The sequence below is a fragment of the Streptomyces sp. AA4 genome (assembly GCF_000158875.1).
Taxonomy (GTDB): domain Bacteria; phylum Actinomycetota; class Actinomycetes; order Mycobacteriales; family Pseudonocardiaceae; genus Amycolatopsis.
In genome coordinates this window covers 4,809,295-4,833,136 of sequence record NZ_GG657746.1, presented here as the reverse complement: position 1 = coordinate 4,833,136, position 23,842 = coordinate 4,809,295, and the positions used below count along the sequence as shown (strand labels likewise).

Below are 23,842 nucleotides of genomic sequence, written 5' to 3'. Positions count from 1 at the left end.
GTGAGACAGTTCGGTCCCTATCCCGCCGCGCGCGCAGGATACTTGAGGAAGGCTGTCCCTAGTACGAGAGGACCGGGACGGACGGACCTCTGGTGTGCCAGTTGTCACGCCAGTGGCATGGCTGGTTGGCTATGTTCGGAAGGGATAACCGCTGAAGGCATCTAAGCGGGAAGCCTGTTCCAAGATGAGGTATCCCACCCCATGTGGGTTAAGGCCCCCAAGAGACGATTGGGTTGATAGGCCAGAAATGGAAGCACAGTAATGTGTTGTCGAGTTGACTGGTACTAATAGGCCGAGGACTTGCCCACAAAGATGTTACGCATCCACTCTACGGTTCTGAAACACCACACCGGCTGTCACGACAGTGACAGGTGTGTGTTGTTTCGGAGTGTTTCGGTGGTTTTAGCGTCAGGGAAACGCCCGGTCCCATTCCGAACCCGGAAGCTAAGCCTGACTGCGCCGATGGTACTGCAACCGAAGGGTTGTGGGAGAGTAGGACACCGCCGAACTTAACCTGATAGGTCTGGGCCCCGGTCCGAGAACCCCTGGTGGTTCTCCCGGGGCCCAGACTCATGTTCGCATCCGCTCGAAGCAGCGCGCGGGGACCGCTGAGGGTCCGCCCGCGCGAGGTTGCTCCGAACGGGCCCGTAGGATAGTCAATCGGCCCTCGTGCGAGGGCCTACTTCAGAATTCCAGAGTTGTCTATGGCAGGAGGCCAGGTGTCCGAGTTCGGTCGACGAGACTCAGCGGATGAGGGGTCCGGTCGGTCGGCTCGCCGCGACCAGGACTCCCGCGGCGGACGGTCCGACGCGCCCCGGGGAGACCGGCGCGGCGCGCGGCAGGACCGCGGCGGGCGCGACAGCCACCAGGGCCGGCTCCGTCGGGACGACCGCGGCGCGCGCGGATCCGGCGGGTTCGCCGGCCGCCCCGACCGCGGCGACGGCCCCCGCGAGAACCGCGGATACGCCGGCAAACGCGACGACGACCGCGACTTCCGCCCCCGCGGCAAGCGCGAGTTCGACCGTCCGCAAGGCAAGTCGTACGGCGATCGCTCCGGGCGTCCCGAGGGACGCTCGTCCTACGGCGACCGTTCGGAAGGCCGCTCCTACGGGGAGCGCTCCGGCGGGCCCGGCAAATCGTACGGCGACCGGTCGGGACGTCCGGAAGGCAAGTCCTACGGCGATCGCGGTGGGCGGCCGCAGGGCAAATCCTCTTACGGGGAGCGGTCCGGCGGGCGCTGGAACGACGACCGGCGCGGCAGCGACGACCGCCGCGGCGGTTACTCGGGCGGCGACGACCGGCGCGGTCCGGGCGGATATCGCGGCAAGGACTCTCAAGGCGGCGGATTCCGCGACGGGGCGGCTGGTTCCGGCGGATTCCGTGACAACGACCGGCGCGGCGGTTACGGCGACCGCGACAATCGCGGCGGCAAGCCGGGCGAATCGCGTGGCGGCTACCGCGATGACCGTGGCGGCAAGCCCGGTGGGTACCGCGATGACCGTGGCGGCAAGCCGGGTGGGTACCGCGATGACCGTGGCGGCAAGCCGGGCGGGTACCGCGATGACCGCGGTGGCAAGCCCGGTGGGTATCGGGACGACCGCGGTGGCAAGCCGGGCGGGTACCGGGACCGGGACGACCGCGGTGGCAAGCCGGGCGGGTACCGGGACCGGGACGACCGCGGTGGCAAGCCGGGCGGGTACCGGGACCGGGACGACCGCGGTGGCAAGCCGGGCGGGTACCGGGACCGGGACGACCGCGGGCCCCGCGAAGGCGGATTCCGTGGCGGGAACCGGGGTTCCGGCGGATTCCGGGACGACCGGTCCGGCGGCAACCGGCGCGACGACCGCGGGTTCCGCGACGACGAGCGCCGGGACAGCCGTCCGGGCGGGTTCCGCAACGAACGGCGGGACGAGGGCGGTTACCGCCGGGACGATCGCGGCGGATCTCGTGACAACCGTCGGGACGACCGGTCGGGCGGTTTCCGCGGCGAGCGGCGCGACGAAGGCGGCTACCGGGGTGACCGTCGGGACGACCGTTCCGGTGGATACCGGAGCGAAGGCGGCTACCGCGGGGACCGTCGGGACGACCGGTCCGGTGGCTTCCGTCGCGATGACCGCGCTGGCGGGGAGCGCCGGGACGAGCGTTCGGGCGGGTTCCGGAAGGACCGTCAGGACGAAGGTTTCCGGGAGTGGCGTGACGAGACCTCGTCGGCCGCGGTCGAGGAAACCGCAGTCGCCGACGAGGTGACTGCGGGCTCGGATGCCGTGGACGTGGAGTCGGGTGCGGGGGACCGGGTCGAGGCCGCTGACGGCCAGGACAAGCGCGACGCGGACAGCTCGCAGGACCGCGGCGACCGGGACGAGCAGCGCGACCGCCGGGAACGCGACGACCGGGGCGGCCGCGGCGAGCGAAGCGACCGGCCCAGCCGCGACAACCGTGGCGATCGCGACAGCCGGGACAACCGAGGCGACCGTCGCGACCGCAGGGACGACCGTCCCCGCGCCAAACGCCCGGTGACCCTCGAGGAGCAGGACGCGGCACTCGCCCGCGGGCTGCTCGAAGCGCCGGAACTGCCCGAGGACATCGAGTTCTCCGACCTCGACGAGGAAGTCCGCCGGGAACTGCGGACCCTGCCGAAGGGGCTCGCGGAGACCGTCGGGAAGCATCTGGTCGCCGCGGGCGGGCTCGTCGACAGCGACCCGGAGGCCGCGCTCGAGCACGCCCGGTACGCGAAGACCAAGGCGTCGCGGGTGCCGATCGTGCGCGAAGGGCTCGGGCTCGTCGCGTACCACGCGGGCGACTGGCAGGAAGCGCTGTCCGAACTGCGCGCCGTCCGGCGGATGACGCGCAGCGACGAGCACATCGCGATCATCGCGGACGCCGAGCGCGCGCTCGGCCGTCCGGAGCGCGCCCTGGACCTCGCCAAGGAGACCGACAAGGAGCGGCTCACCAAGTCGACCCAGGTCGAGCTGGCGATCGTCGCGGCGGGTGCGCGGCGCGACCTCGGGCAGCTGGACGCGGCGGTCGTGTCCCTGCAGGGGCCGGACCTCCAGGCGGGCAAGCGCGACCCGTGGAGCGCGCGCCTGTTCTACGCGTACGCCGACAACCTCGAGGCTGCCGGGCGCAAGGAAGAGGCCGTCCAGTGGTTCCTCAACGCGGCTGAGGCCGACGCCGAGGACGAGACGGACGCCGCCGAGCGGGCCGCCGACCTGGCGAACGAGGCGAACGCGACCGAGACCAACGAGCCCAGCGAGCCCAGCGAGACGGATGACTGACGTGGTCTACGACGCGCTGCTGTTCGATCTCGACGGCACCGTGTACCACGGGCCGCAGGTGATCGAGGGCGCCGCGGAAACCGTGACCGCCGTGCGCGAGCAAGGCACGGCGGTCCGGTTCGTCACCAACAACGCGTCCAAGGCCCCGTCGGCGGTCGCGGAGCACCTCCGGGACCTCGGGATCTCCGCGGACACCGAAGAGGTGCACACGAGCGCTCAGGCGGCCGCCGCGCTCCTCAAGGACCGCCTGCCCGTCGGGGCGAAGGTGCTCATCGTGGGCACCGCCTCGCTCGGCGACCAGGTCTCCGCCGCGGGACTGGAGCCGGTGCGGACCGCGGGCGACGACGTTTCCGCGGTGGTGCAAGGACATTCGCCGGAAACCGGATGGGCGGACCTCGCCGAGGCGAGCATCGTGATCCGGGCGGGCGGCCTGTGGGTCGCCACGAACACCGACAGCACGCTGCCCACCGAACGCGGGCTGATGCCGGGCAACGGATCCATGGTCGGGGCGCTCAAAATCGCTACCGGCGCGGAGCCCGTGGTCGCGGGGAAGCCGCAGCCGTTGTTGTTCGAGACGGCCGCGCGGTCGGCGAAAGCGAAGCGTCCGCTGGTGGTCGGGGACCGGCTCGACACCGACATCGCGGGTGCGGTCGCGGCGGGGCTCGACTCGCTGTGCGTGCTCACCGGCATCGCGACTCCGGCGACGCTGCTCACCGCGATTCCGGCGGAACGGCCCACCCATCTCGGCCACGACCTCACCGCGCTCGCGCAGCCGGTGGACGAATTGCGCGTCGGGAAGAAGTCCGGCTGGGAGATCAGCGAAAGCGACGTGCTGACTGTGCGCGGCGAAGGGGACAAGCTCGACCTGCTGCGCGCGCTGTGCGATTCGGCGTGGCGCACCGGAGTCTCGCAGGTGCGCGCGGACGGCGACGCGGCCGCGGCGGCAGTAGCCGGGCTCGGACTGGCCTGACTGGTAGTTTGGGGCTGTGCACCCGAACGTTCCGCGGCCGGTTCCCGGACCCCCGCCGATCCCCGGACCCGGCCCGCAGCAGACTGACCCGCGGGCGGGCATCGACGAGGCCGTCGCCGGGCTCGACGACCTCGACACGCTGCCGCCGGCCGAGCACGTGGACCGGTTCGAGGCCGTGCACACCGAGCTGACCGTGGCCCTGTCCAGCATCGACAAGGTCTGACCGGCGTGGCCAAACGGGCCAGGCTCGACGCGGAACTCGTGCGGCGCGGACTCGCCCGCTCCCGCGAACAAGCCTCCGCGCTGATCACCGGCGGCAAGGTCACCGTGCGCGGCATGGTCGCCACGAAACCCGCCACCGGCGTGGAAAACGACGCGCCGATCGTCGTGAAGGACGAGGACGACCCGGGCTGGGCGTCGCGCGGCGCGCACAAACTCCTTGGCGCGCTTGACCGTTTCGGTCCCGAGGGGCTGACCGTCGAAGGTCGCCGCTGTCTCGACGCGGGCGCATCCACCGGCGGCTTCACGGATGTGTTGCTGCGAAACGGCGCGGAGAAGGTCATCGCCGCCGACGTCGGGCGCGGGCTGCTCGATTGGAAGCTGCAGACCGACGACCGCGTCGTCGTCCTCGACCGCACGAACGTCCGCAACCTGACGCCGGACGTCCTCGGCGGCCAGGTCGACCTCGTCGTCGGCGACCTTTCCTTCATCTCGCTCAAACTCGTGCTGCCCGCGCTCGCCGCGTGCGCGCGCGACGGCGCGGATCTCGTCCCGATGGTCAAACCGCAGTTCGAGGTCGGCAAGGACCGGCTCGGCAGCGGCGGCGTGGTGCGCGATCCCGAACTGCGCGTCGAATCCGTGCTGGGCGTGCTCGCCGAAGCCGCGAAGCTCGGCCTGTCGCTGCGCGGGGTCGTCGCGAGCCCGCTGCCCGGTCCGTCCGGGAACGTCGAATACTTCGTGTGGCTCCGCAAAACGGAGCCGGAAGACGCGGGCAGCGAAGAGGCCGAACCGCTCGTGCGCGCCGCAGTCCAGGAAGGACCCCAGTGACCGCCGAACGTGAAGTGCTCCTCGTGGTGCACCCCGACCGGGACACCACCCGGGAGGCCGCCCGCGAGGTGTCCCAGCGGTTCGCGAAGGCCGGGATCCGGCTGCGCGTGCTCGACGAGGACGTCCTCCGGCTGATCGACCCGGACGGCTGCATGGCCATGCCGTGCACCGTGGTCGCGCCCGAGCACAACCCGGCCGAGGGAGCCGAACTCGTGTTCGTGCTCGGCGGCGACGGGACCCTGCTGCGCGCGGCGGAACTCGCCCGTCCGGCCGAGGTGCCGGTGCTCGGCGTGAACCTCGGCCGCGTCGGCTTCCTCGCCGAGGCGGATTCGGACGCGCTCGCCGACGCCGTGCAGCGCGTGGTCGACCGCGAGTACCACGTCGAGGACCGGATGACGGTCGACGTCACGGTCACCGCCGACGGCGCGGAGATCTACCGGACCTGGGCGCTCAACGAGGCCAGCGTCGAGAAGTTCAGCCGCGAGCGGGTGCTCGACGCGCTGATCGAGGTCGACGGCCGTCCGGTGTCGTCCTTCGGCTGCGACGGCGTGCTGTGCGCGACGCCGACCGGCTCCACCGCGTACGCGTTCTCCGCGGGCGGGCCGGTGCTGTGGCCGGACGTCGAGGCGCTGCTCGTGGTGCCGAGCAACGCGCACGCGATGTTCTCCCGTCCGCTGGTGGTCTCGCCCGAGTCGGTGATCACCGTCGGCATCGACCCGAAGGGCCCGAAAGCGGCGCTGACCTGCGACGGGCTCCGGTCGTTCGACCTGCCGCCGGGCGCGCTGGTGCGCGTCGTGTGCGGCACGCGGCCGGTGCGGCTGGTGCGGCTGTGGGACGGCGTGTTCACCGACCGGCTGGTGTACAAGTTCGGCCTGCCGGTGCGCAGCTGGCGCGACCGGCGCTCGGGAGACCGCTGAGCGCGACGCGCCCGCACAAGTGTTCGACCAGCGAAAAGAAGAGTTAGCGGACCTCGAACGCACAGAACGTCGGTGCGGGCCGCTACCGTATGCGTCGTGCTGGCCGAGATGCGCATTCAGGGCCTCGGAGTCATCGAGGAAGCCCTGCTGGAACTGCACGCGGGCTTCACCGTGGTCACCGGTGAGACGGGTGCGGGCAAAACCATGGTCGTCACCGGGCTGCATCTGCTCTCGGGCGGACGGGCCGAGGCGTCGAAGGTCCGGAACGGGATGCTGAAGGCATTCGTCGAGGGCCGCTTCACCGTGGGCAAGGACGACGCGGCCGCCCGCATCGTCACCGACGCGGGGGCCGACGTGGACGAGGACGGCAGCGTCATCGCGCTGCGCACGGTCGCGGCCGACGGGCGCTCGCGGGCGCACCTTGGCGGCCGGTCGGTGCCGGTCGGGGTGCTGTCGGAGCTGTCCGAGCAGGTGATCGCCGTGCACGGGCAGAACGACCAGCTGCGGCTGCTGCGCCCGGCCGAGCAGCGGGCGGTGATCGACCGGTTCGCCGGCGACGCGGTGGGCAGGCCGCTCGCGGAGTACCGCCGCGTCCGCGAGGAATGGCTGTCCGTGCTCACCGAGCTGAGCGAGCGCTCCAACCGCTCCCGCGAGATGGCGCAGCAGGCGGACCTGCTGAAACACGGGCTGAACGAAATCGACGCGGTCGCGCCCGAACCGGGCGAGGACGTCGAGCTCACCGAGCAGATCAAACGGCTCGCCGCGGTCGACGAACTCCGCGCGATGGCCACCGAGGCGCACGCGGCGGTGTCCGGCGCGCAGGACGGCGATCCGGACGCCCCGGGCGCGCTCGGCCTGGTCGGCGAGGCGGTGCGGCGGCTGGTTTCGGCGGAGGACTCCGTGCTGCGCGACCTCGTGCCGCGGCTCGAGGAAGCCTCCACGCTGCTGAGCGACGTCGGCGCGGAACTGGGCGGCTACGTCGAGAACCTGGACGCCGACCCGGCACTGCTGGAGAAGGTGCTCGCGCGGCAGGCCGATCTCAAACGGCTCACCCGCAAGTACGCGGCGGACGTCGACGGCGTGCTGGCGTGGGCCGAGGACGCGCGGCGGCGGCTCGAATCGATGGACACCTCCGAGGAAGCGCTGGCGGCGCTGGCCTTGCGCCGCGACGAGCTGGCCGTGGAGCTGGTCGCGCACGCCACCGAGGTTTCCGCCGCGCGCGGCAAGGCGGCCGCGGAACTGGCCACGGCGATCACCAAGGAGCTGTCCGGCCTCGCGATGGGCCAGGCGGAACTGGAGATCACCGTCGAACAGCGTCCGGCCGAGCACGGCGACCGGCAGGCGCTCGCGATCGACGGGCACGCGGTGCACGCAGGCCCGGACGGCGTCGACGAAGTGGAACTGCTGCTGCGGGCGCACAACGGCGCGCCGCCGCTGCCGGTGCACAAGGCCGCCTCGGGCGGCGAGCTGTCGCGAGTGATGCTGGCGATCGAGGTCGTGCTGGCGCACGCGGACACGGTGCAGACGCTGGTGTTCGACGAGGTCGACGCCGGGGTCGGCGGCCGGGCCGCGGTGGAGATCGGACGGCGGCTGGCCCGGCTCGCGCGCACGCACCAGGTGCTGGTGGTTACACACCTTCCGCAGGTCGCCGCGTTCGCCGACCAGCATCTGGTGGTGGACAAGGGAACCAGCGGCGGCGTCACGCGCAGCGGCGTGAAGACGCTCGGCCAGGACGACCGCGTGCGCGAGCTGGCACGGATGCTCGCGGGCATGGACGGCACCGAAACCGGCCGCGCGCACGCCGAAGAACTGCTTGCCACCGCGGAAAAAGACAAGGCGAAGTACGCGGGTCCGAAGCGCAAGCGCGCGAAGAAGGGCTGAGGCGGATCCGATGACCTGGGCCACGCTGGCCGACGTCGAAGCCGAACTCGCCCGCGCGCGGCGGGAGGACGATCTCGACCGCTTCCTCGAACTCCTCGGCGACGAGGAGCTGTTCGTGCCGATCCACCGGGACGAGGCGCAGCGGCTCGCGCAGGAGCGGACCTGGACGCCCGCGAAAGTCTGCTGCGCGCACGGCGGCGAACCCTCGCTGCAGGTGTTCACGCGCGGCGCGCTGCCGGATTTCGGCGCGGACGTGGTGTTTCTCAGCGGCGACCTCGACTGGGCCACGCACGGTCTCGCGCCGGACGAGCAGGTCGTGTTCAACCGCGGCACGCTCGGCGAATGGCGGGTGAGCGCGGCCGCCGTGCTGCCCTGGGTCGACGCGAACCCGCACCGGGTCACCGCGGTGGAGCAGCAGGTCGAGCGGCTTTACACGGCGCGGTACGGAATTCTCGACGGCCCGGTCGCGCACGCGCTCGCGTGCGGCGCGCACCAGGCGGTGCTGTCGGCCGAACCGTGGAACGTGCTCGACGCGCGCTACCACGATTACGTCGCCGAGGTCCGCGGCCTGCGCGACTGGTGGGGCGTCGCGGACGCGGAGGGCTGGCGGGCCGCGATGGACCGGCTGCTCGGCGATTCCTACCAGCTGACCACCGGAAACCTCGTGCTCGTGCTGCGCGCCCGCAGCGGGCTCGCGCTGGACGTCTACGGCTGGGTCGAGCTGGTCCGGCAGTGGTGCGCGGACAACGACGCCGAGGACCAGGCCGGGCCGCTCGTCGACGCGGTGCGTCGGATCGTCCGGTACGAACAGCGGTTCCGCGCCGACGGCCTGCTCGCGCCGGACGGCGTGGTGGACAGCATCATCGGCTGGGACGTCGGCCGCGCGGTCGAACTGGCGCGGTGGGGGCTGGCGGTCGGCTACTGCGACGCGCTCACCGCGGAGCTGATGGTGCTGGAGGCGGGCGCGATCGCCCGGCGCTACCACGGTTCGTGGGCGGAACTGTCCACCGGCTACGTGCTCGGCAGGCTGCTCGCGCTCGACGGCGAGGAATTCGGGCCGGAGTACGTCTCGGCCGCGCGGGTGCGCCACCGGCTGCTGAACGATCCCGCGAGCCCCTGGTCGACCTTGGATTTCGAAGCGGGCGGACCGCACAGTTAACCCCGGCCCGGCGCCGCGCGCGACATGGCTCACCACAACGAGTCATGTCCGCTTCGGCGCGTCGGCTCCGCACCCACGCACAAATTTGTCACCATCAGCCACATGAAGCTCACTGGTCTTCTCGCGCGGAACCAAGAAGCCCTCCCCGGCGTCATCGGTGTCGCGCGGGTCGACCGGCGCACGCGGGAGCTGCTGCGCCGGGTCAGCGCAGGCGACATCGTCGTGCTCGACCAGCTCGACCTCGACCGCGCCACGGCCGACGCGCTGGTCGCCGCCGAGGTCGCCGCGGTGGTCAACGCGTCCCCGTCGATTTCCGGCCGGTTCCCCAACCTCGGCCCGGAAATCCTCGTGGCGGCGGGCATCCCGCTGGTCGACTCGGTCGGCGGCGACCTGCTGCGCAGCGTCAAGGACGGCACGAAGCTGCGCGTCCACGAGGGCGCGGTGTACCTGGGGGAGCGGCAGCTGGCGACCGGGGTCGAGCAGACCGCGGAAAGCGTCGCCGACCAGATGATCGAGGCCAAGGCCGGGATGTCGACCCAGCTGGAAGCCTTCTCCGCCAACACGATCGAGTTCCTGCGCCGCGAGCGGACGCTGATCCTCGACGGCGTCGGCGTGCCGGAGCTGAAGGTCCCGGTGCGCGACCGGCACGTGCTGGTCGTCGCCGCGGGGACCGGGCACGCCGAGGACCTCAAGAAGCTCAAGAAGTACATCGGCGAGCACCGGCCGGTGCTGATCGGCGTCGACGCCGGCGCGGACACCCTGCGCGCGCAGGGCTACCAGCCGGACGTGATGGTCGGCGACCCGACCGGGATCGGCACCGCGACGCTGCGCAGCGGCGGCGAGGTCGTCGTCCCCGCGCAGCCGGACGGGCACGCGCCGGGCGTCGAGCGGATCCAGGACCTGGGCATCGGCGCGGTCACCTTCCCCGCGTCCGGCAACGCCGAGGACCTCGCACTGCTGCTGGCCGACGCGCACGGCGCGAGCCTCGTGGTCACCGTCGGGTTCCAGGCCACGCTGCGGGAATTCCTCGACCACGGCCGGTCCGGGTCGAACCCGTCCACGTTCCTCACGCGGCTCAAGCTCGGCACGAAGCTGGTCGACGGCAAGGCCGTCGCGACGCTGCACCGGGCCCGGGTGTCGCTCGGCGCGGTCGCGCTGCTCGTGCTCGCCGCCATCGTCGTCGTCATCGCCGCGCTGCTGGTCTCCGACGTCGGCTCCGTCTATCTCGAGTGGATCCAGCACACCTGGTCCACGTTCGTCGCCTGGGTGAAGGGTCTCTTCACGTGATTTCCCTGCGGTACCACATCGTTTCCATCACCGCGTGCTTCCTGGCGCTGGCCGTCGGCGTGGTGCTGGGCTCGACCGCGCTCAACGGTTCGCTGCTGTCCGGGCTCGCGGACCAGAAGAAAGACCTCGGCACGCAGGTCGCCGACCTCGAGGCGCAGCGCAACAACCTCAAGGCGCGGCTGGCCGACGCGGACGCCTTCGCCGGGACCATGGGCCCGAAGGTCGTCGCGGGCGCGCTCGACAAGCGCAGCGTCGTCATCGTCACCACGCAGGACGCGCGTCCGGCCGACCGCGACGCGCTCAAGAAGCTCGTCGGCCAGTCGGGCGCCTCGGTGACCGGCGAACTGCAGCTCACCAGCGCGTTCACCGACCCGGCGAAGGCCGACCAGCTGCGCGACGTCGTCACGAGGCTGCAGCCGGCCGGGGCGAAGTTCCCGACCGCGGGCGACTCCGGCACGCTCGCCGGCGCCCTGCTCGGTTCGGTGCTGCTGCTGGACAAGGCCAGCGCGAAACCGCAGTCGAGCGGCGACGAACTCGCCGCCGCGCTCGGCGGGCTGACCGACGGCGGGTTCGTGAAGCAGAGCCAGGGCGTGCAGCCCGCCCAGCTCGCGATCGTGCTCACCGGCGCCCAGGAGACCGGCGACGGCGCGGGCGACCGGGCCGCCACGATCGCGCGGTTCGCCGCGCAGATGGACCGTTCCGGCGCGGGCACGGTGCTCGCCGGGGACCCGGGCTCGGCCGAGGGCGCCGGTCCGATCGGCGTGGTGCGCGCGGACACGTCGGCGACGTCGATCCTGTCCACTGTGGACAACGCGGATTCGGCGGCCGGGCGCGTGGCGACGATCCTGGCGCTGCAGGAACAGCTGAACGGCGGTTCGGGGCGGTACGGCATCGCGGGCAACGCGCAGGCGATCGCGCCGGGCGTGGCCGCTTCGGGGAACTGAACGAGAGACTTTCCGCCTCCCGCACTACAGTCGGCGGCGGCGCCGGATTCCCTTCGTGGGCGAGGAAACCCGGTGCCGTCGTCGGCTTGTGCTTGCCGCGAGGGCGGCGAGCAGGGAGGACGTCCGGCGTGATGCGCGGATGTCCAATGTGGACAACGCGGACCGGATGACAGTGCGGGAGCCGGGGCATCCTCGGCCAGCGGCTGACCTGGGTGCTCGCCGCGGGGCCGGTGTCCGGTGCGGACAACGGCGGCACCGGGCCCCTTCGGGGTAGGGAACCCGGTGCCGCCGCCGTTATTCATGCGCCTGCCGCGGGGGTCAGCAGGTGCCGTTGTCCGCCCAGACCGCTGCGCTGCCGGGCGTTTCGCCTCGCGTCCACCACTTGGCGGACCAGCGGTGGCCGTTGTAGGACACCACCGCTCCGGCGTTGTAGGACTGGGAGGTGCTCCACGCCGCCGGGCACGCGGTCGTCGGCCCGCCGCCGCCGGAGCAGGCTCCGTTGTCCGACCAGACGTCCGAGGTGCCGGGCTGCTCGCCCTGCGTCCACCACTTCGCCGTCCAGGTGTGGTTGTTGTACGACACGACCGCGCCGCCGTTGTAGACCTTGCCCGAATCCCAGGCCGGCGCCGTGCACTGGCCGCCCGGCGGGGTGGTCGGAGTGGTGGGCGTGGTCGGGGTCGTCGGAGTGGTCGGCGTCGTGGGGGTGGTCGGAGTGGTAGGCGTGGTGGGCGTGGTGGGCGTCGTCGGGGTGGTCGGCGGCGGGCCGGAGCAGCCCTCCGTCGGCGCGGCGAGCCCGTCCACCACCGCGTGGAACAGCGTCGAATCGGGGTCGAGGTCGTACAGCGAGAACATCATCGCGCCGCCGAGGCCGTTGCAATGGATGTAGTCGGTGCGCGCCTTGATCGACTGTTTCGACGATCCGCCGTAGAAGCTCGTCCCGTCGTAGAACCACGCGGATTGCGTTGTCGGGTCCCAGAACGTGGTCGCCGGGTTGTCCACCACGCCGGTGAGTTCCTTGTACATCGCGACGCCGGGCACGTTGCCGCTCAGCGGATGCGGAGCGGACGGGCCGGTCGCCGTCTGGTACAGCCCGTGGTTCGAGCCGGCCGGAACGCCGGTCCAGCCCCGGTAGTAGAACGGGATGCCCAGGGTGAGCTTCGAAGCCGGGAACCCGCCGGGGATGCCGTACGCCGGATCTCCTTGCGTGTACGCCTTCATCACCTGGTCGATGGTGTACTTCTCGGTGCCCGGCGGAACGTTCGGGGACGGGTCGTTCGGCGACGGGTACAGCGGGTCCTGGAAGTTCGTCGGACCGGTCTTGTCCCACGCGCCGTGCATGTCGTAGGTCATCGGGTCCGCGAAGTCCATGTACTGGTGGATCTTGTCGGTCTGGATCTTCGCGATCTTGTCCTGGCCGCCGGGCAGGGCGGCCGAGAGCGCGTAGTGCTTGCCCAGAGCGTCCAGCTGGCCGCGGAACTCGGCGAGCAGCGAGGTGAAGTTCTGGGTGTCGTTGGGGCTGTAGTGGTTGCCCGTGTGGCCGCCGGGGTGCGCCGGGTACTCCCAGTCGATGTCGAACCCGTCGAAGATGTTGGCGGCGGTGCCGGGGCCGCCGAAGCCGCCCGCGGCCGGGATGTTGCCCTTGATGAACATGTCGATGCAGGAGCTCACGAACTTCTTGCGCGAGGCGTCGCTCGCCGCCGCGTCGGAGAAGTACTTCGAGTACGTCCAGCCGCCGAGCGACAGCAGCACCTTCAGGTTCGGGTGCCGCGCCTTGAGTTCCTGCAACTGGTGGAAGTTGCCGACGATCGGCATGTTGTAGGTGTCGGCGGTGCCGTCGACGCTGATGTCCGAGCCGAACGACTTCTGGTAGTCGGCGAACTGGTCGCCCGCGCCGTCGCCCGCGTTCGGGTCGTCCTCGCCGCCCGGGTCGGGGGTGGTCGCCTTGGTCGTCTCGAAGCAGGTGAGGTTGGCCGGGTCGATGTTCTCGAAGTCGTAGAGCAGGTAGTCGATGTTGTCGGCGATCTTGTCGACGTTCTTGAGGTAGTAGGCGTTCTGGTAGATGCTCCATTGGTCGAAGTAGGCGATGCGCAGGCCTCCCGAGGAGGGCGCGGGCGTCGCGGTGGCCGGGGCGGGCCGGGCCAGGATGGTGAGACCGGCCACGACCACGGCGGCCAGGGCGGCGCAGGCCACGGCCAGCGGTCTCAAGGTCCGGTGGGGCATGAGCGTTTCTCCCTCGCACAAGCGAAGTCCGCCCGCCGCACCGGAATGCGCGGCGAGCGTCGGACGTCGGGTGATCACTGCAGGAGCGGGGGCCGGCCCGCTTCCGAATGTGAACCAGGGCACAGCCGGAGTCAATACTGTGGACTAGACCAATTTCCGCGGCTGGGCGGTTTGTGGTGAAGTGTCCGGAAAGGCCCGACGAACGGCCTGTTCCAAGCGGGCCGAGTGGTCCGGACCACTGCGGGCGTCCGGTTCACCCGTCCGGGTGTGGCTGACCCGACATCCGGCTCGCGCGGCATCAGCCGGGTCTCAGGAAGATCATGGGTGGTTCACAGCTGCGCACGAGAGCCTGGCACCATGAGCGCCAACGACCCCGGGAGCACGGCCGAACGATGACCACTACCGAGATCCCGCTCGTCCGCGCGGACGAGCCGGCGCCCGCCAGATCGCCGCACCTGCGTCAGCTCGACGCGTACCGGGTCGTCACGTTCGCCTTGGTCATCCTCATCCACGTGATCGGCTCCACGACCTTCCCGCAGGACGTCGTCGCCGACGCGATCCAGACCCCGCTGCACCTGACCCGCGAAGCGTTCTTCGCGCTGACCGCGTTCGTGCTCGTGTTCCAGTACCGCGACCGGCCGCTGAAGGCCGGGAAGTTCTGGCGCAGGCGGTTCCCGCTGGTCGCGGTCCCGTACGTGGTGTGGACTGTCATCTACCGGGGTTATTCGGTGCTCACCTCGGACCAGCCGTTCGGGTCGATCGGCGCGCAGCTGCGCACGCTCGGACTGGACCTGCTGACCGGGAACGCCTGGTACCACATGTATTTCATGCTGGTGACCCTGCAGGTGTACCTGCTGTTCCCGCTGCTGGCCAAGCTGTTCGACCTGATCCGCCGCCGTCCGTGGACCGTGCTGGCGGTCTCCGGCACGGTCCAGGTCGGGGTCGCGATCTTCATGAGCTACCCGCCCGCCGCGCTGGGCTACGTCTTCGTCAGCAAGTTCTTCGCGACCTTCGTGGTCTACCAGTTCTACATGCTGCTCGGCGCCGCGGCGGCGCTGCACTTCGAGGCGGTGCACGCCTGGCTGCGCACGCATTCGCGCTGGGTCCTGGTCGCGATGGCGGCCGGGCTCGCGATCGCGGAAACCGGCTACTTCGTGAGCGTCCGCTTCGGCGAGTGGCCGGAGATGGCGTCGGACGCCTTCCGCCCGTACCTGATCCCGTGGTTCGTCGCGGTGATCGCCGGGATCTACCTGGCGGGCGCGCGCTGGGCGGAGAGCAGGCAGCGCGGCGGGCGGTTCGTGTCGTGGGCGGTGAACCGGTCGTTCGCGGTGTTCCTGACCCACCCGATCGCGATCGCGCTGCTGGACCCGCTGTTCGTCTTCGTCGGCGACCGGTACGGCGCGCCGTGGACGACCCTGGTGGCGTACCCGGCGACGGTGGCGCTGACCTTCGGGATCGTCGAGGTGCTGCGGCGGCTGCCGTGGAGCAAGGCGCTGACCGGGCGCGCCCGGGTGCCGGTGCGCGCGGCGGCCTGAGGGGCAAAGGTCCGTGAAGGACTCCTTGAGGGAATCAGATTCCCTCAAGGAGTCCTTCACGGACCGCGGAGCTGCTTCAGGCGCCGGGCCAGGTGCGGTGCTTGTCGAGCGGACGGGCGTAGGAGCCGGCCCGGCTGGTGCGCAATCCCAGCGCCACCAGGGATTCCGCGAGCCGGACCGCGGCCGCGACGCCGTCGACCACCGGCACGTCGAGCATCGCCGACATCTTGCGGTCCAGCCCGGTCATCCCGGCGCAGCCGAGCACCAGCACCTCGGCCCCGGCGTCGCGGGCCCGGAGACCGGCGGTGAGCAGGGCCGATTCGGTCCGTTCCTCGTCGCGCAGCTCCAGCACGCTCAGCCCGGTGCCGACGACCGCGACGCAGTTCCGGTCCACCCCGGCCGAATGCAGGCTGTCCTCGATCAGCCCGCACGTGCGGTCCAGCGTCGTCACCACGCCGTACCGGCGGCCGAGCAGCCCGGCGAGATGCGCCGCGGCCTCGGTGATGTCGACGACGGGCACGTCCAGCAGTTCCCGCGCGCCCTCGCGGCCGTGCTCGCCGAACCCGGCGAGGACGACCGCGTCGAACGGTTCCTCGGTGGTGCGCAACAGGTCCAGCACCGCCGCGGCGGACAGGAAGCTGTCCAGCCAGCCCTCGGCCGATTCCGGGCCCCACTTCGGCGTCAAGGCGATGATTTCGGTGCCGGGGCCGGCCGCCGCCCGCGCCCCGGTCTCGATCTCCTTCGTCATGGCCTCGGTGGTGTTGCAGTTGGTGACGAGGATCCGCATCAAGCCCTCCGCTGGCGGTACGAAACGGCGTAGTAGAGCACTCCGGCGCTGGCGGTGCCGAGGAACCACGAGTACGGCGCGGCCGGCGCGAAGAACGGCACCAGCGCGATCGCCGCGGACAGCACGGCGCACGGGAAGAAGGCCGCCATCGCGCGCGGATTCACCTTGGGGTACTTGCCGTCGCGCACGAAGAGCTGCTCGACGTCGACCTTGCCGCGGCGGATCAGGTAGTAGTCGACGATCATGATCCCGAACAGCGGGCCGAGGAACGCGCCGAGCCCGCCGAGGAAGTAGTTGACCACCACCGGCGACGAGTAGAGCTTCCACGGCAGCACGCACAGCGCGGCGACGGCGCTGATCATGCCGCCGACGGTGAACGAGATCCGCTTGGGCCAGATGTTGGCCAGGTCGTAGGCGGGGGAGACGAAGTTCGCGACGATGTTCACGCCCATGGTGGCGATGGCGAAGGTGAGCGCGCCGACGATCAGCACCGGCGTGTTGTGCACGCGGGCGAGCAGTTCGGCCGGGTCGGTGATCGCCTCGCCGAACACCTGCAGGCTGCCCGCGGTGACGATCACCGACAGCAGCGCGAACGCCGTCGAGTTCACCGGAAGGCCCCAGAAGTTGCCGCGCCGCACCGTTTTCTGGTCCGGGGCGTTGCGGGAGAAGTCGCAGAAGTTGAGCATCAGCGTGCCGTAGGTGGACAGGATCAGCCCGGCCGCGCCGAACCACTGCCGCACCTGCTCGCCGCCGGACAGCTGCCGCGGGCTGCTGGTGAACGAGATGTGCCAGTGGCTCGCGGCGAGGATCCAGACCGCGAGCGCGATCATCACGACCCAGATCAGCGGGCCGCACCAGTCCTGGAACTTCCGCACCGCCTCCATGCCGCGGGTCAGCACGAGCGCCTGCACCAGCCACAGCGCGACGAAGCACATCCAGCCGAGCGCGTGCAGGCCGAGGAAACTGTGCTCGGTCAACGGTTTCAGGCCGGGGTCGATCGCCAGCACCAGCAGCGTGATGGCGACGCTCGCGAGATAGGTCTGGATGCCGTACCAGAAGATCGCGATCACCGCGCGGATCAGCGCGGGGAGGTTCGCGCCGAACGTGCCGAAGCTGATCCGCGCCACCACCGGGAACGGGACGCCGGTGCGCTGCCCGATCCGGCCCATCAGGTTCATCCCGAAGAAGATGATCACGAACCCGAACAGCAGCGCGGTGAACACCTGCCAGGCCGAAAGGCCGAGCACGAACAGCCCGGCGGCGAAGGTGTAGTTGCCGAGGTTGTGCACGTCCGACATCCAGAGCGCGAAGATGTCGTACACCTTCCAGCGCCGTTCCTGGGCGGGCGCGAGGTCCTCGTTCCACAGCCGGGGGTCGGGTTGCGTCTGGACGTTCGCGCTGGTTGCGGTGGACGGGGCGTGCGTCATCGCTGACCTCCGGGCGTCGTGCCGGCAGCTTTGGGATCCCAAACTTGGAATCCCAATATCGCCCCGCGCGGCTGCTGCGTCAACCCTCTTACCGATAAACTCGCGATTGTCCGGTGTCGGCGAGAGGGGGTCAGGTGGGCGCCATCCAGGAGCGGCAGCCGCTCGCGGCGACGCGCGCCCGGGTGCTCGACGAGCTGCGCGAGCGGATCCTGACCGGGCGGCTGAAGCCGGGGGACCGGCTGGTCGAGCGCGAGCTGGCCGACGATCTCGGGGTCTCGCGGGTGCCGGTGCGCGAGGCGATCCGCAGCCTGGAAGCCGAGGGGTTCGTGGTCGCGCCCTCGCCCCGGCGGGTGGTGGTGCGGCAGCTGGCGCGGGTGGACGTCGAGGAGCTGTTCGACGTCCGGGAGGCGCTGGAGAGCCTCGCCGCCGCGCGCGCGGCGGAGCGGGCCGGGAAGCCGGAGATGCGGCGGCTGGAGCGGTTGCTCGCCGAATCCGCGCGGGTGACCCAGGGCGGCGACGGCGCGCGGATCTCCGAGGTCAACAGCAGGCTGCACGACGAGATCATCGCCATCGCGGGCAACCGCCTGCTGACCACGATGCTGCATCCGCTCGAGGGCCAGCTGCGGTGGCTGACCAGCCAGAACGAGCACTGGGGCGAACTGCTCGACGAGCACCGCCGCCTGGTGGACGCCATCGGGTCCGGCGACGTGGAGCGGGCGCGCGAGTACGCCGCCGAGCACGTCCGGGTCAATCGCGCGGTGACCTTGCGCGACCTGTTCGGGGACGACGAACGGGACGAGCGCCCGGCGGGATAGCAAGGTGCCCTAACTTCGGGTGAAGGGGTCGCGGGTGGCGCACGGGCAGGGCGAGCCGGAGTGGGTGTCCACAAAGGACGGACGACGGCTGTGCGCGATGGTGCTGCCGGGTCCGGAGCGCGCGCCGACCGTGGTGTTCGAAGCGGGGGCGGGCGCGAGCCGGTCGTCGTGGGGACTGGTGCAGCCGCTGGTCGGCGAATTCGCGCGGGCCGTGGTGTACGACCGGTCCGGGCTCGGCCGCAGCGCGCCGGATCCGTCCGGGCGGACGCTGGACCGGATGGCCGGCGACCTGGTCGACGTGCTGAGCCATTTCGGGCCGGGTCCCTACGTGCTCGTCGGGCACAGCGCCGGGGGACCGATCGTGCGGCTCGCCGCGTCCCGGACGTCCGCTCGAATATCGGGGTTAGTGCTGGTCGACCCGACCGACGAAGCGGCGGAAGTGCTGTTCTCGCCCCGATTCCGCAGTGCCGAACGGGCTTTTCTGCGTACTGGCCGGGTCCTCGCGGCGATGGGGCTGCTGAAGTTCTTGTACCGCCCCATGCTGCGGGCGGTTCCCGAGGACGTCCGGCGCGATCTGCTGCGCGAAGGCTTTACTCCGCAGGTGTTGCGGACCCAGACCGAACAGGCACGGACGTTCCTCGACGAGCTGGCGGTCTGGCGGACGAATCCGCCCGCGCCAGGCGACTATCCAGTCACCGTCGTGTCCGGCGGGCGCGCCGGGGACGGGATGAACGCTGCGGTGCGCGCGGAGGCGAATCCCGCGCACGCGCAACGGGTCTCGCCGGGCGGACGGCACCGGATCGCTGAGAAGTCCGGGCATCTGGTGCCGATCACCGAGCCCGAGGTGGTGGCCGAGGAGATCCGCCGGTTGCTCAGCTGACCGCGTCGCTCCACGTCTCGACGAACTTCGGGAACGTCTTGCCGACCGTCTCCGGGTTTTCCACCAGCACGCCCGGCACGCGCAGCCCCAGCACCGCCGCGGCCATCACCAGGCGGTGGTCCTCGTAGGTGCGGAACACGCCGCCGTGCATCGGGGCCGGGGTGATCTCCAAGCCGTCCTCGAGTTCGGTGACGCGCGCGCCCAGGCCGGAGAGTTCGGTGGCCAGCGCGGTGAGCCGGTCGGTCTCGTGGCCGCGCAGGTGCGCGACGCCGGTGATGCTCGACGGACCCTCCGCGAAGCACAGCATCGCCGCGATGACCGGGGTCAGCTCGCCGACCTCGTGCAGGTCGAGATCGATGCCGGGGAACGCGCCGCCGCCGGTGACGACCAGGCCGTCGTCGTCCAGCGTCGCCTTCGCGCCCAGTTCGGCGACCAGGCCGCGCAGCCAGTCGCCCGGCTGCGTGGTCTGCTTCGGCCAGCCGTGCACCCGGACCGTGCCGCCGCCGACGACCGCCGCGGCCACGAACGGGGCCGCGGTGGACAGGTCCGGTTCGACGACGTACTCGGGACAGGAAAGTTTCGCGGGCTCCACATGGAATTCCGGGCCGGAACGCTCCACTGTGGCCCCGAACCGGCGCAGCATGTCCAGCGTCATCGCGATGTGCGGTTCGCTCGGCGGGGCGCCGCCGACCAGCCGCACGGTCACGCCCCGCTCGAACGCCGGACCGGCGAGCAGCAGCGCGGACAGGAACTGGCTGGAGGCCGAGGAATCGAGGTCCACCCGGCCGCCGCGCAGCCCGCCGCTGCCGTGCACGGTGAACGGCGGCGCGTCGCGGCCGCCGTCGTCGATCCGCGCGCCGAGCTTGCGCAGCGCGGCCAGCAGCGGGCCGATCGGGCGGCGGCGGATCGCCTCGTCGCCGTCGAACAGCACCGACGCCTCGCCGAGCGTCGCGAGCGCGGGCGTGAAGCGCGCGACGGTCCCGGCGTTGCCGAGGGCGACGGTCGTCTCGTCGCCGCGTCCGCCGATCGTGCCGAGCGGGTGGACGAGGAAGCCGTCGATGGTCTCTTCGGACAGCGCGCCCAGCGAGGCGAGCGCGGCCAGCATCAGGCGGGTGTCGCGCGAATCGAGCGGATGGCGCACCCGGGTGGGAGCGCCCGCGAGCGCGGCGAGGACGTAGGCCCGGTTGGTGATGGACTTCGATCCGGGGACGCGCACCGCGGCGTCCAGCGAGGCGCCCGCGACCGGGGCGGTCCAGTGGTCATCGCGGAGGTTCGGCACGCCGCGCAGCCTAGCGCGGCGCGGGCGAACCGATTCCGCCGCGCCGGGAAGAGGCGTCGGCGAGCGAACCGGCGGGAGTGGGATATGCTGGCGGCCCGTGGGACTTCAGTCGCGGGCTACCAAGTATGTCTTTGTCACCGGAGGCGTTGCCTCCTCTCTGGGTAAGGGTCTGACGGCGTCCAGCCTCGGACAGCTCCTCACCGCGCGCGGACTCCGCGTCACGATGCAGAAGCTCGACCCGTACCTCAATGTCGACCCCGGGACGATGAACCCGTTCCAGCACGGCGAGGTGTTCGTCACCGACGACGGCGCCGAGACCGACCTCGACATCGGGCACTACGAGCGCTTCCTCGACCGCTCTCTCGACGGCAAGGCGAACGTCACCACCGGACAGGTGTACTCGGAGGTGATCGCCAAGGAGCGCCGCGGCGAGTACCTCGGCGACACCGTCCAGGTGATCCCGCACATCACCGACGAGATCAAGGCGCGGATCACCGCCGCGGCCGGGCCGGACGAGAACGGCGTCGCGCCGGACGTGGTGATCACCGAGGTCGGCGGCACGGTCGGCGACATCGAATCGCTGCCGTTCCTCGAGGCGTGCCGCCAGGTCCGCCACGACGTCGGCCGCGACCAGTGCTTCTTCCTGCACGTGTCGCTCGTGCCGTACCTCGCCCCCTCGGGCGAGCTCAAGACCAAGCCGACCCAGCACTCGGTCGCCGCGCTGCGCAACATCGGCATCCAGCCGGACGCGCTGGTGTGCCGCGCGGACCGGGAGATCCCGGACGACCTCAAGCGCAAGATCGGCCTGATGTGCGACGTCGACACCGAGGCGGTCATCGCCTGCCCGGACGCGCGCTCGATCTACGACATCCCGAAGGTGCTGCACGGCGAGGCGCTCGACGCGTACGTGGTGCGCCGCCTCGGCCTGCCGTTCCGCGACGTCGACTGGACGGTGTGGGGCGACCTGCTCGACCGCGTGCACAACCCGAGCGAGATCGTCCGGGTCGCCGTGGTGGGCAAGTACATCGACCTGCCGGACGCGTACCTCTCGGTCACCGAGGCGCTGCGCGCGGGCGGGTTCGCGCACCGCGCCAAGGTCGAGATCGTCTGGGTCGCCTCGGACGACGCGCAGACCGAAGCGGGCGCGGCGTCCGTGCTGTCCGATGTGGACGGTGTACTGATCCCCGGCGGGTTCGGCATCCGCGGCATCGAGGGCAAGGTCGGCGCGATCCACTACGCGCGCACGCACGGCGTGCCGCTGCTCGGGCTGTGCCTCGGCCTGCAGTGCATGGTCATCGAGAGCGCCCGGAACCTGGCCGGCATCGAGGGCGCGAACTCGGCCGAGTTCGACGAGACCACCAAGCACGCGGTGATCTCGACCATGGCCGACCAGCGCGACGTCGTCGCGGGCGAGCGGGACATGGGCGGCACGATGCGGCTCGGCGCGTACCCGGCGAAGCTCAAGCCGGGTTCGCAGGTGGCCAAGGCGTACGGCACCACCGAGGTGTCCGAGCGGCACCGGCACCGCTACGAGGTGAACAACGCCTACCGCAAGCAGATCGGCGACGCGGGGCTCGTGTTTTCCGGCACCTCGCCGGACGACCGGCTGGTCGAGTTCGTCGAACTGCCCGCGGACGTGCACCCGTTCTTCGTGGGCACCCAGGCGCACCCCGAGCTGAAGAGCCGCCCCACCCGGCCGCACCCGCTGTTCAGCGCGTTCGTGAAGGCGGTCGTGGACCGCAAGGTCGCCGAGCGGCTCCCGGTCGAACTGCCCGAGACGCCCGTGGCGGCTCGGTGAGCGCGCCCGGCACGCACGAGTTCTCCGTCGCCGGCAGCACGGTCGTCCACGTGGGACGCGTCGTCGGCCTCCGGGTCGACGACGTCGTGATGCCCGGCGGGGAGACCGCCAAGCGCGAGGTGGTCGAACACCTCGGCGCGGTGGTGATCGCGGCGCTGGACAGCGAGGACAACGTCACCCTCGTGCACCAGTACCGGCATCCGCTCGGGCGCCGGCTGTGGGAGCTGCCCGCCGGGCTGATCGACAAACCGGGGGAGGACCCGGTCGAGGCGGCCCGGCGCGAGCTGGCCGAGGAGGCCGGGCTGGCGGCGGGCCGCTGGGAGACGCTGGTCGACGTCGCGGCCTCGCCCGGGTTCACCGACGAGGTGGTGCGCGTCTTCCTCGCCCGCGATGTGTCCGAAGTGGACCGCGAGGTGCTCGGGGACGAGGAAGCCGACCTGGTGGTGCGGAAATTCCCGCTCGCCGAGGCGGTCCGGATGGCGCTGGCGGGCGAGCTGGTCAACGGCGCGACCGTCTCGGGCGTGCTGTCCGCGCACGCGGTCGTGACCGGGGCGGCCCGGACTCGCCCGGCCGACGCGCCGTGGCAGGACCGGCCGACTCGGTTCGCCCGCCGACTGGCCGAGGGCTGAGTTTCCGGATTCTGTCGGGGTGCCGCCTTAGAGTGGCGGCGTGAATAACGCGGGTGTCGAGGTGCGGGGCGCGATCGCCACGTACCTCGACCACCTCGTCGTCGAACGCGGCACCGCCCGCAACACCCTCGACAGCTACTCCCGCGACCTCCGCCGCTACGCCGCCCACCTGGAAGCGGCGGGCGTCGTGCGGCTGGCCGAGGTCACGCCCGCGCACGTCACGTCGTTCGGGGCCGCGCTGCGCGAGGGCGACGAGGAACACCAGCCGCTGGCCGCGTCGTCGGCCGCGCGGGCGCTGGTCGCCGTCCGAGGGCTGCACAAGTTCGCGCACGCCGACGGCCTCACCGAACACGACCCGGCCCGCGACGTCCGTCCGCCCGCCGCGGCGAAACGGCTGCCCAAGGCGCTGCCGGTCGCGGACGTCCTCAAGCTGCTCGACACTCCGCCGCGGGACGGCGAACGCGCCCTGCGCGACCGCGCGCTGCTGGAGCTGCTCTACTCGACCGGAGCCCGGATTTCCGAGGCGGTCGGCCTCGACGTGGACGACGTGGACGACACCGAGCGCACCGTCCTGCTCGACGGCAAGGGCGGCAAACAACGGCTGGTGCCGATCGGCCGTCCCGCGCTCGAAGCGCTCGACGCGTACCTCGTGCGCGCCCGCCCGGCGCTCGCCGCGAACGGCCGGGGCACGTCGGCGATCTTCCTCAACGCCCGCGGCAGCCGGCTCTCCCGGCAAAGCGCGTGGCAGGTGCTCAAGGACACCGCCGAACGGGCCGGGATCACCGCCGCGGTGTCGCCGCACACCCTGCGCCACTCGTTCGCGACCCACCTGCTCGAGGGCGGCGCGGACGTCCGGGTGGTGCAGGAACTGCTCGGCCACGCCTCGGTGACCACGACCCAGGTGTACACGCTCGTCACGGTCACGACGCTGCGCGAGGTCTACGCCACCGCGCATCCGCGCGCCCTCGGCTGAACCCGCGGCGCGGTCAAGG

General features: G+C 71.4%; 19 protein-coding genes and 2 rRNA genes (1 of these 21 cut by a window edge). 17 read left to right on the top strand and 4 right to left on the bottom strand.

From position 1 onward, the window contains the following. The 11 genes from SSMG_RS22175 to SSMG_RS22120 all read left to right on the top strand — a co-directional run. Nucleotides 1–308 (top strand): 23S ribosomal RNA (locus tag SSMG_RS22175) (it extends 2,770 nt beyond the left edge of the window). Nucleotides 309–392: 84 nt separating this feature from the next. Next, a 5S ribosomal RNA gene (rrf, locus tag SSMG_RS22170) occupies nucleotides 393–509 on the top strand. 210 nt (nucleotides 510–719) lie between these two features. Next, the gene (locus SSMG_RS46300; RefSeq protein ID WP_199785954.1) at nucleotides 720–3,275 is read left to right on the top strand and encodes a hypothetical protein; all 2,556 of its coding nucleotides are present in this window, start codon (nucleotides 720–722) and stop codon (nucleotides 3,273–3,275) included. Continuing rightward, entirely contained in the window at nucleotides 3,268–4,245 is a 978-nt protein-coding gene (locus tag SSMG_RS22155; protein ID WP_009079581.1) for an HAD-IIA family hydrolase, read from the top strand. Before SSMG_RS46300 ends, SSMG_RS22155 begins: the two co-directional genes overlap by 8 nt. Nucleotides 4,246–4,261: 16 nt before the next feature. Then, nucleotides 4,262–4,468: a hypothetical protein gene (locus SSMG_RS22150; protein ID WP_009079580.1), complete on the top strand. Its 207-nt coding sequence runs from the start codon at nucleotides 4,262–4,264 to the stop codon at nucleotides 4,466–4,468. Then, nucleotides 4,465–5,292 (top strand): TlyA family RNA methyltransferase, encoded by an 828-nt coding sequence (locus SSMG_RS22145; protein ID WP_009079579.1) that lies wholly within the window; start codon nucleotides 4,465–4,467, stop codon nucleotides 5,290–5,292. Before SSMG_RS22150 ends, SSMG_RS22145 begins: the two co-directional genes overlap by 4 nt. Beyond that, a complete protein-coding gene (locus SSMG_RS22140) occupies nucleotides 5,289–6,209 on the top strand; it encodes an NAD kinase (protein ID WP_009079578.1) in 921 nt (306 codons plus the stop codon). The genes SSMG_RS22145 and SSMG_RS22140 overlap by 4 nt, the downstream gene beginning before the upstream one ends. A gap of 108 nt (nucleotides 6,210–6,317) precedes the next feature. Next, complete coding sequence (gene recN, locus SSMG_RS22135) at nucleotides 6,318–8,090, top strand: DNA repair protein RecN (RefSeq protein WP_086024988.1); 1,773 nt, start codon at nucleotides 6,318–6,320, stop codon at nucleotides 8,088–8,090. A 10-nt stretch (nucleotides 8,091–8,100) separates the two neighbouring features. Further along, nucleotides 8,101–9,249 (top strand): DUF1266 domain-containing protein, encoded by a 1,149-nt coding sequence (locus tag SSMG_RS22130; protein ID WP_037714487.1) that lies wholly within the window; start codon nucleotides 8,101–8,103, stop codon nucleotides 9,247–9,249. Nucleotides 9,250–9,351: 102 nt separating this feature from the next. Continuing rightward, a complete protein-coding gene (gene steA / locus SSMG_RS22125) occupies nucleotides 9,352–10,536 on the top strand; it encodes a putative cytokinetic ring protein SteA (protein ID WP_009079575.1) in 1,185 nt (394 codons plus the stop codon). After that, on the top strand, nucleotides 10,533–11,480 hold the full coding sequence (locus SSMG_RS22120) for a copper transporter (RefSeq protein ID WP_009079574.1): 948 nt from the start codon (nucleotides 10,533–10,535) through the stop codon (nucleotides 11,478–11,480). Before steA ends, SSMG_RS22120 begins: the two co-directional genes overlap by 4 nt. Nucleotides 11,481–11,798: 318 nt before the next feature. Here the strand turns inward: SSMG_RS22120 and SSMG_RS22115 are convergent, their stop codons facing one another. Continuing rightward, nucleotides 11,799–13,700, bottom strand: a complete 1,902-nt coding sequence (locus SSMG_RS22115; protein WP_009079573.1) for a glycosyl hydrolase family 18 protein — start codon at nucleotides 13,698–13,700, stop codon at nucleotides 11,799–11,801. Between the two features lie 392 nt (nucleotides 13,701–14,092). Between SSMG_RS22115 and SSMG_RS22110 the strand changes: the two genes are divergently transcribed. Beyond that, complete coding sequence (locus SSMG_RS22110; RefSeq protein ID WP_037714485.1) at nucleotides 14,093–15,235, top strand: acyltransferase; 1,143 nt, start codon at nucleotides 14,093–14,095, stop codon at nucleotides 15,233–15,235. Nucleotides 15,236–15,311: 76 nt separating this feature from the next. Here SSMG_RS22110 and SSMG_RS22105 read toward each other — a convergent pair whose 3' ends face one another. Further along, nucleotides 15,312–16,022 carry an aspartate/glutamate racemase family protein gene (locus tag SSMG_RS22105; RefSeq protein ID WP_009079571.1) on the bottom strand — a complete coding sequence of 237 codons (711 nt, stop codon included), beginning with the start codon at nucleotides 16,020–16,022 and terminating at the stop codon, nucleotides 15,312–15,314. Further along, nucleotides 16,022–17,449: an NCS1 family nucleobase:cation symporter-1 gene (locus tag SSMG_RS22100; protein ID WP_037714483.1), complete on the bottom strand. Its 1,428-nt coding sequence runs from the start codon at nucleotides 17,447–17,449 to the stop codon at nucleotides 16,022–16,024. Before SSMG_RS22100 ends, SSMG_RS22105 begins: the two co-directional genes overlap by 1 nt. A gap of 134 nt (nucleotides 17,450–17,583) precedes the next feature. On the opposite strand from SSMG_RS22100, the gene SSMG_RS22095 reads away from it, so the two are divergent. Both SSMG_RS22095 and SSMG_RS22090 read left to right on the top strand, forming a co-directional pair. Continuing rightward, on the top strand, nucleotides 17,584–18,264 hold the full coding sequence (locus tag SSMG_RS22095; protein WP_009079568.1) for a GntR family transcriptional regulator: 681 nt from the start codon (nucleotides 17,584–17,586) through the stop codon (nucleotides 18,262–18,264). A gap of 34 nt (nucleotides 18,265–18,298) precedes the next feature. Beyond that, complete coding sequence (locus SSMG_RS22090) at nucleotides 18,299–19,144, top strand: alpha/beta fold hydrolase (RefSeq protein WP_037717700.1); 846 nt, start codon at nucleotides 18,299–18,301, stop codon at nucleotides 19,142–19,144. Here SSMG_RS22090 and aroA read toward each other — a convergent pair. Continuing rightward, complete coding sequence (gene aroA / locus SSMG_RS22085) at nucleotides 19,137–20,423, bottom strand: 3-phosphoshikimate 1-carboxyvinyltransferase (protein ID WP_037714481.1); 1,287 nt, start codon at nucleotides 20,421–20,423, stop codon at nucleotides 19,137–19,139. The two genes, SSMG_RS22090 and aroA, sit on opposite strands and share 8 nt — an antisense overlap. 97 nt (nucleotides 20,424–20,520) lie before the next feature. Between aroA and SSMG_RS22080 the strand changes: the two genes are divergently transcribed. From SSMG_RS22080 to xerD, 3 genes are read left to right on the top strand one after another with little or no spacing between them, the layout of a single operon-like run. Continuing rightward, nucleotides 20,521–22,221 (top strand): CTP synthase, encoded by a 1,701-nt coding sequence (locus tag SSMG_RS22080; RefSeq protein WP_009079563.1) that lies wholly within the window; start codon nucleotides 20,521–20,523, stop codon nucleotides 22,219–22,221. After that, a complete protein-coding gene (locus tag SSMG_RS22075) occupies nucleotides 22,218–22,850 on the top strand; it encodes an NUDIX hydrolase (protein ID WP_009079561.1) in 633 nt (210 codons plus the stop codon). The genes SSMG_RS22080 and SSMG_RS22075 overlap by 4 nt, the downstream gene beginning before the upstream one ends. Nucleotides 22,851–22,890: 40 nt before the next feature. Then, the gene (gene xerD, locus SSMG_RS22070; RefSeq protein WP_009079560.1) at nucleotides 22,891–23,823 is read left to right on the top strand and encodes a site-specific tyrosine recombinase XerD; all 933 of its coding nucleotides are present in this window, start codon (nucleotides 22,891–22,893) and stop codon (nucleotides 23,821–23,823) included. Nucleotides 23,824–23,842: the final 19 nt, after the last annotated feature.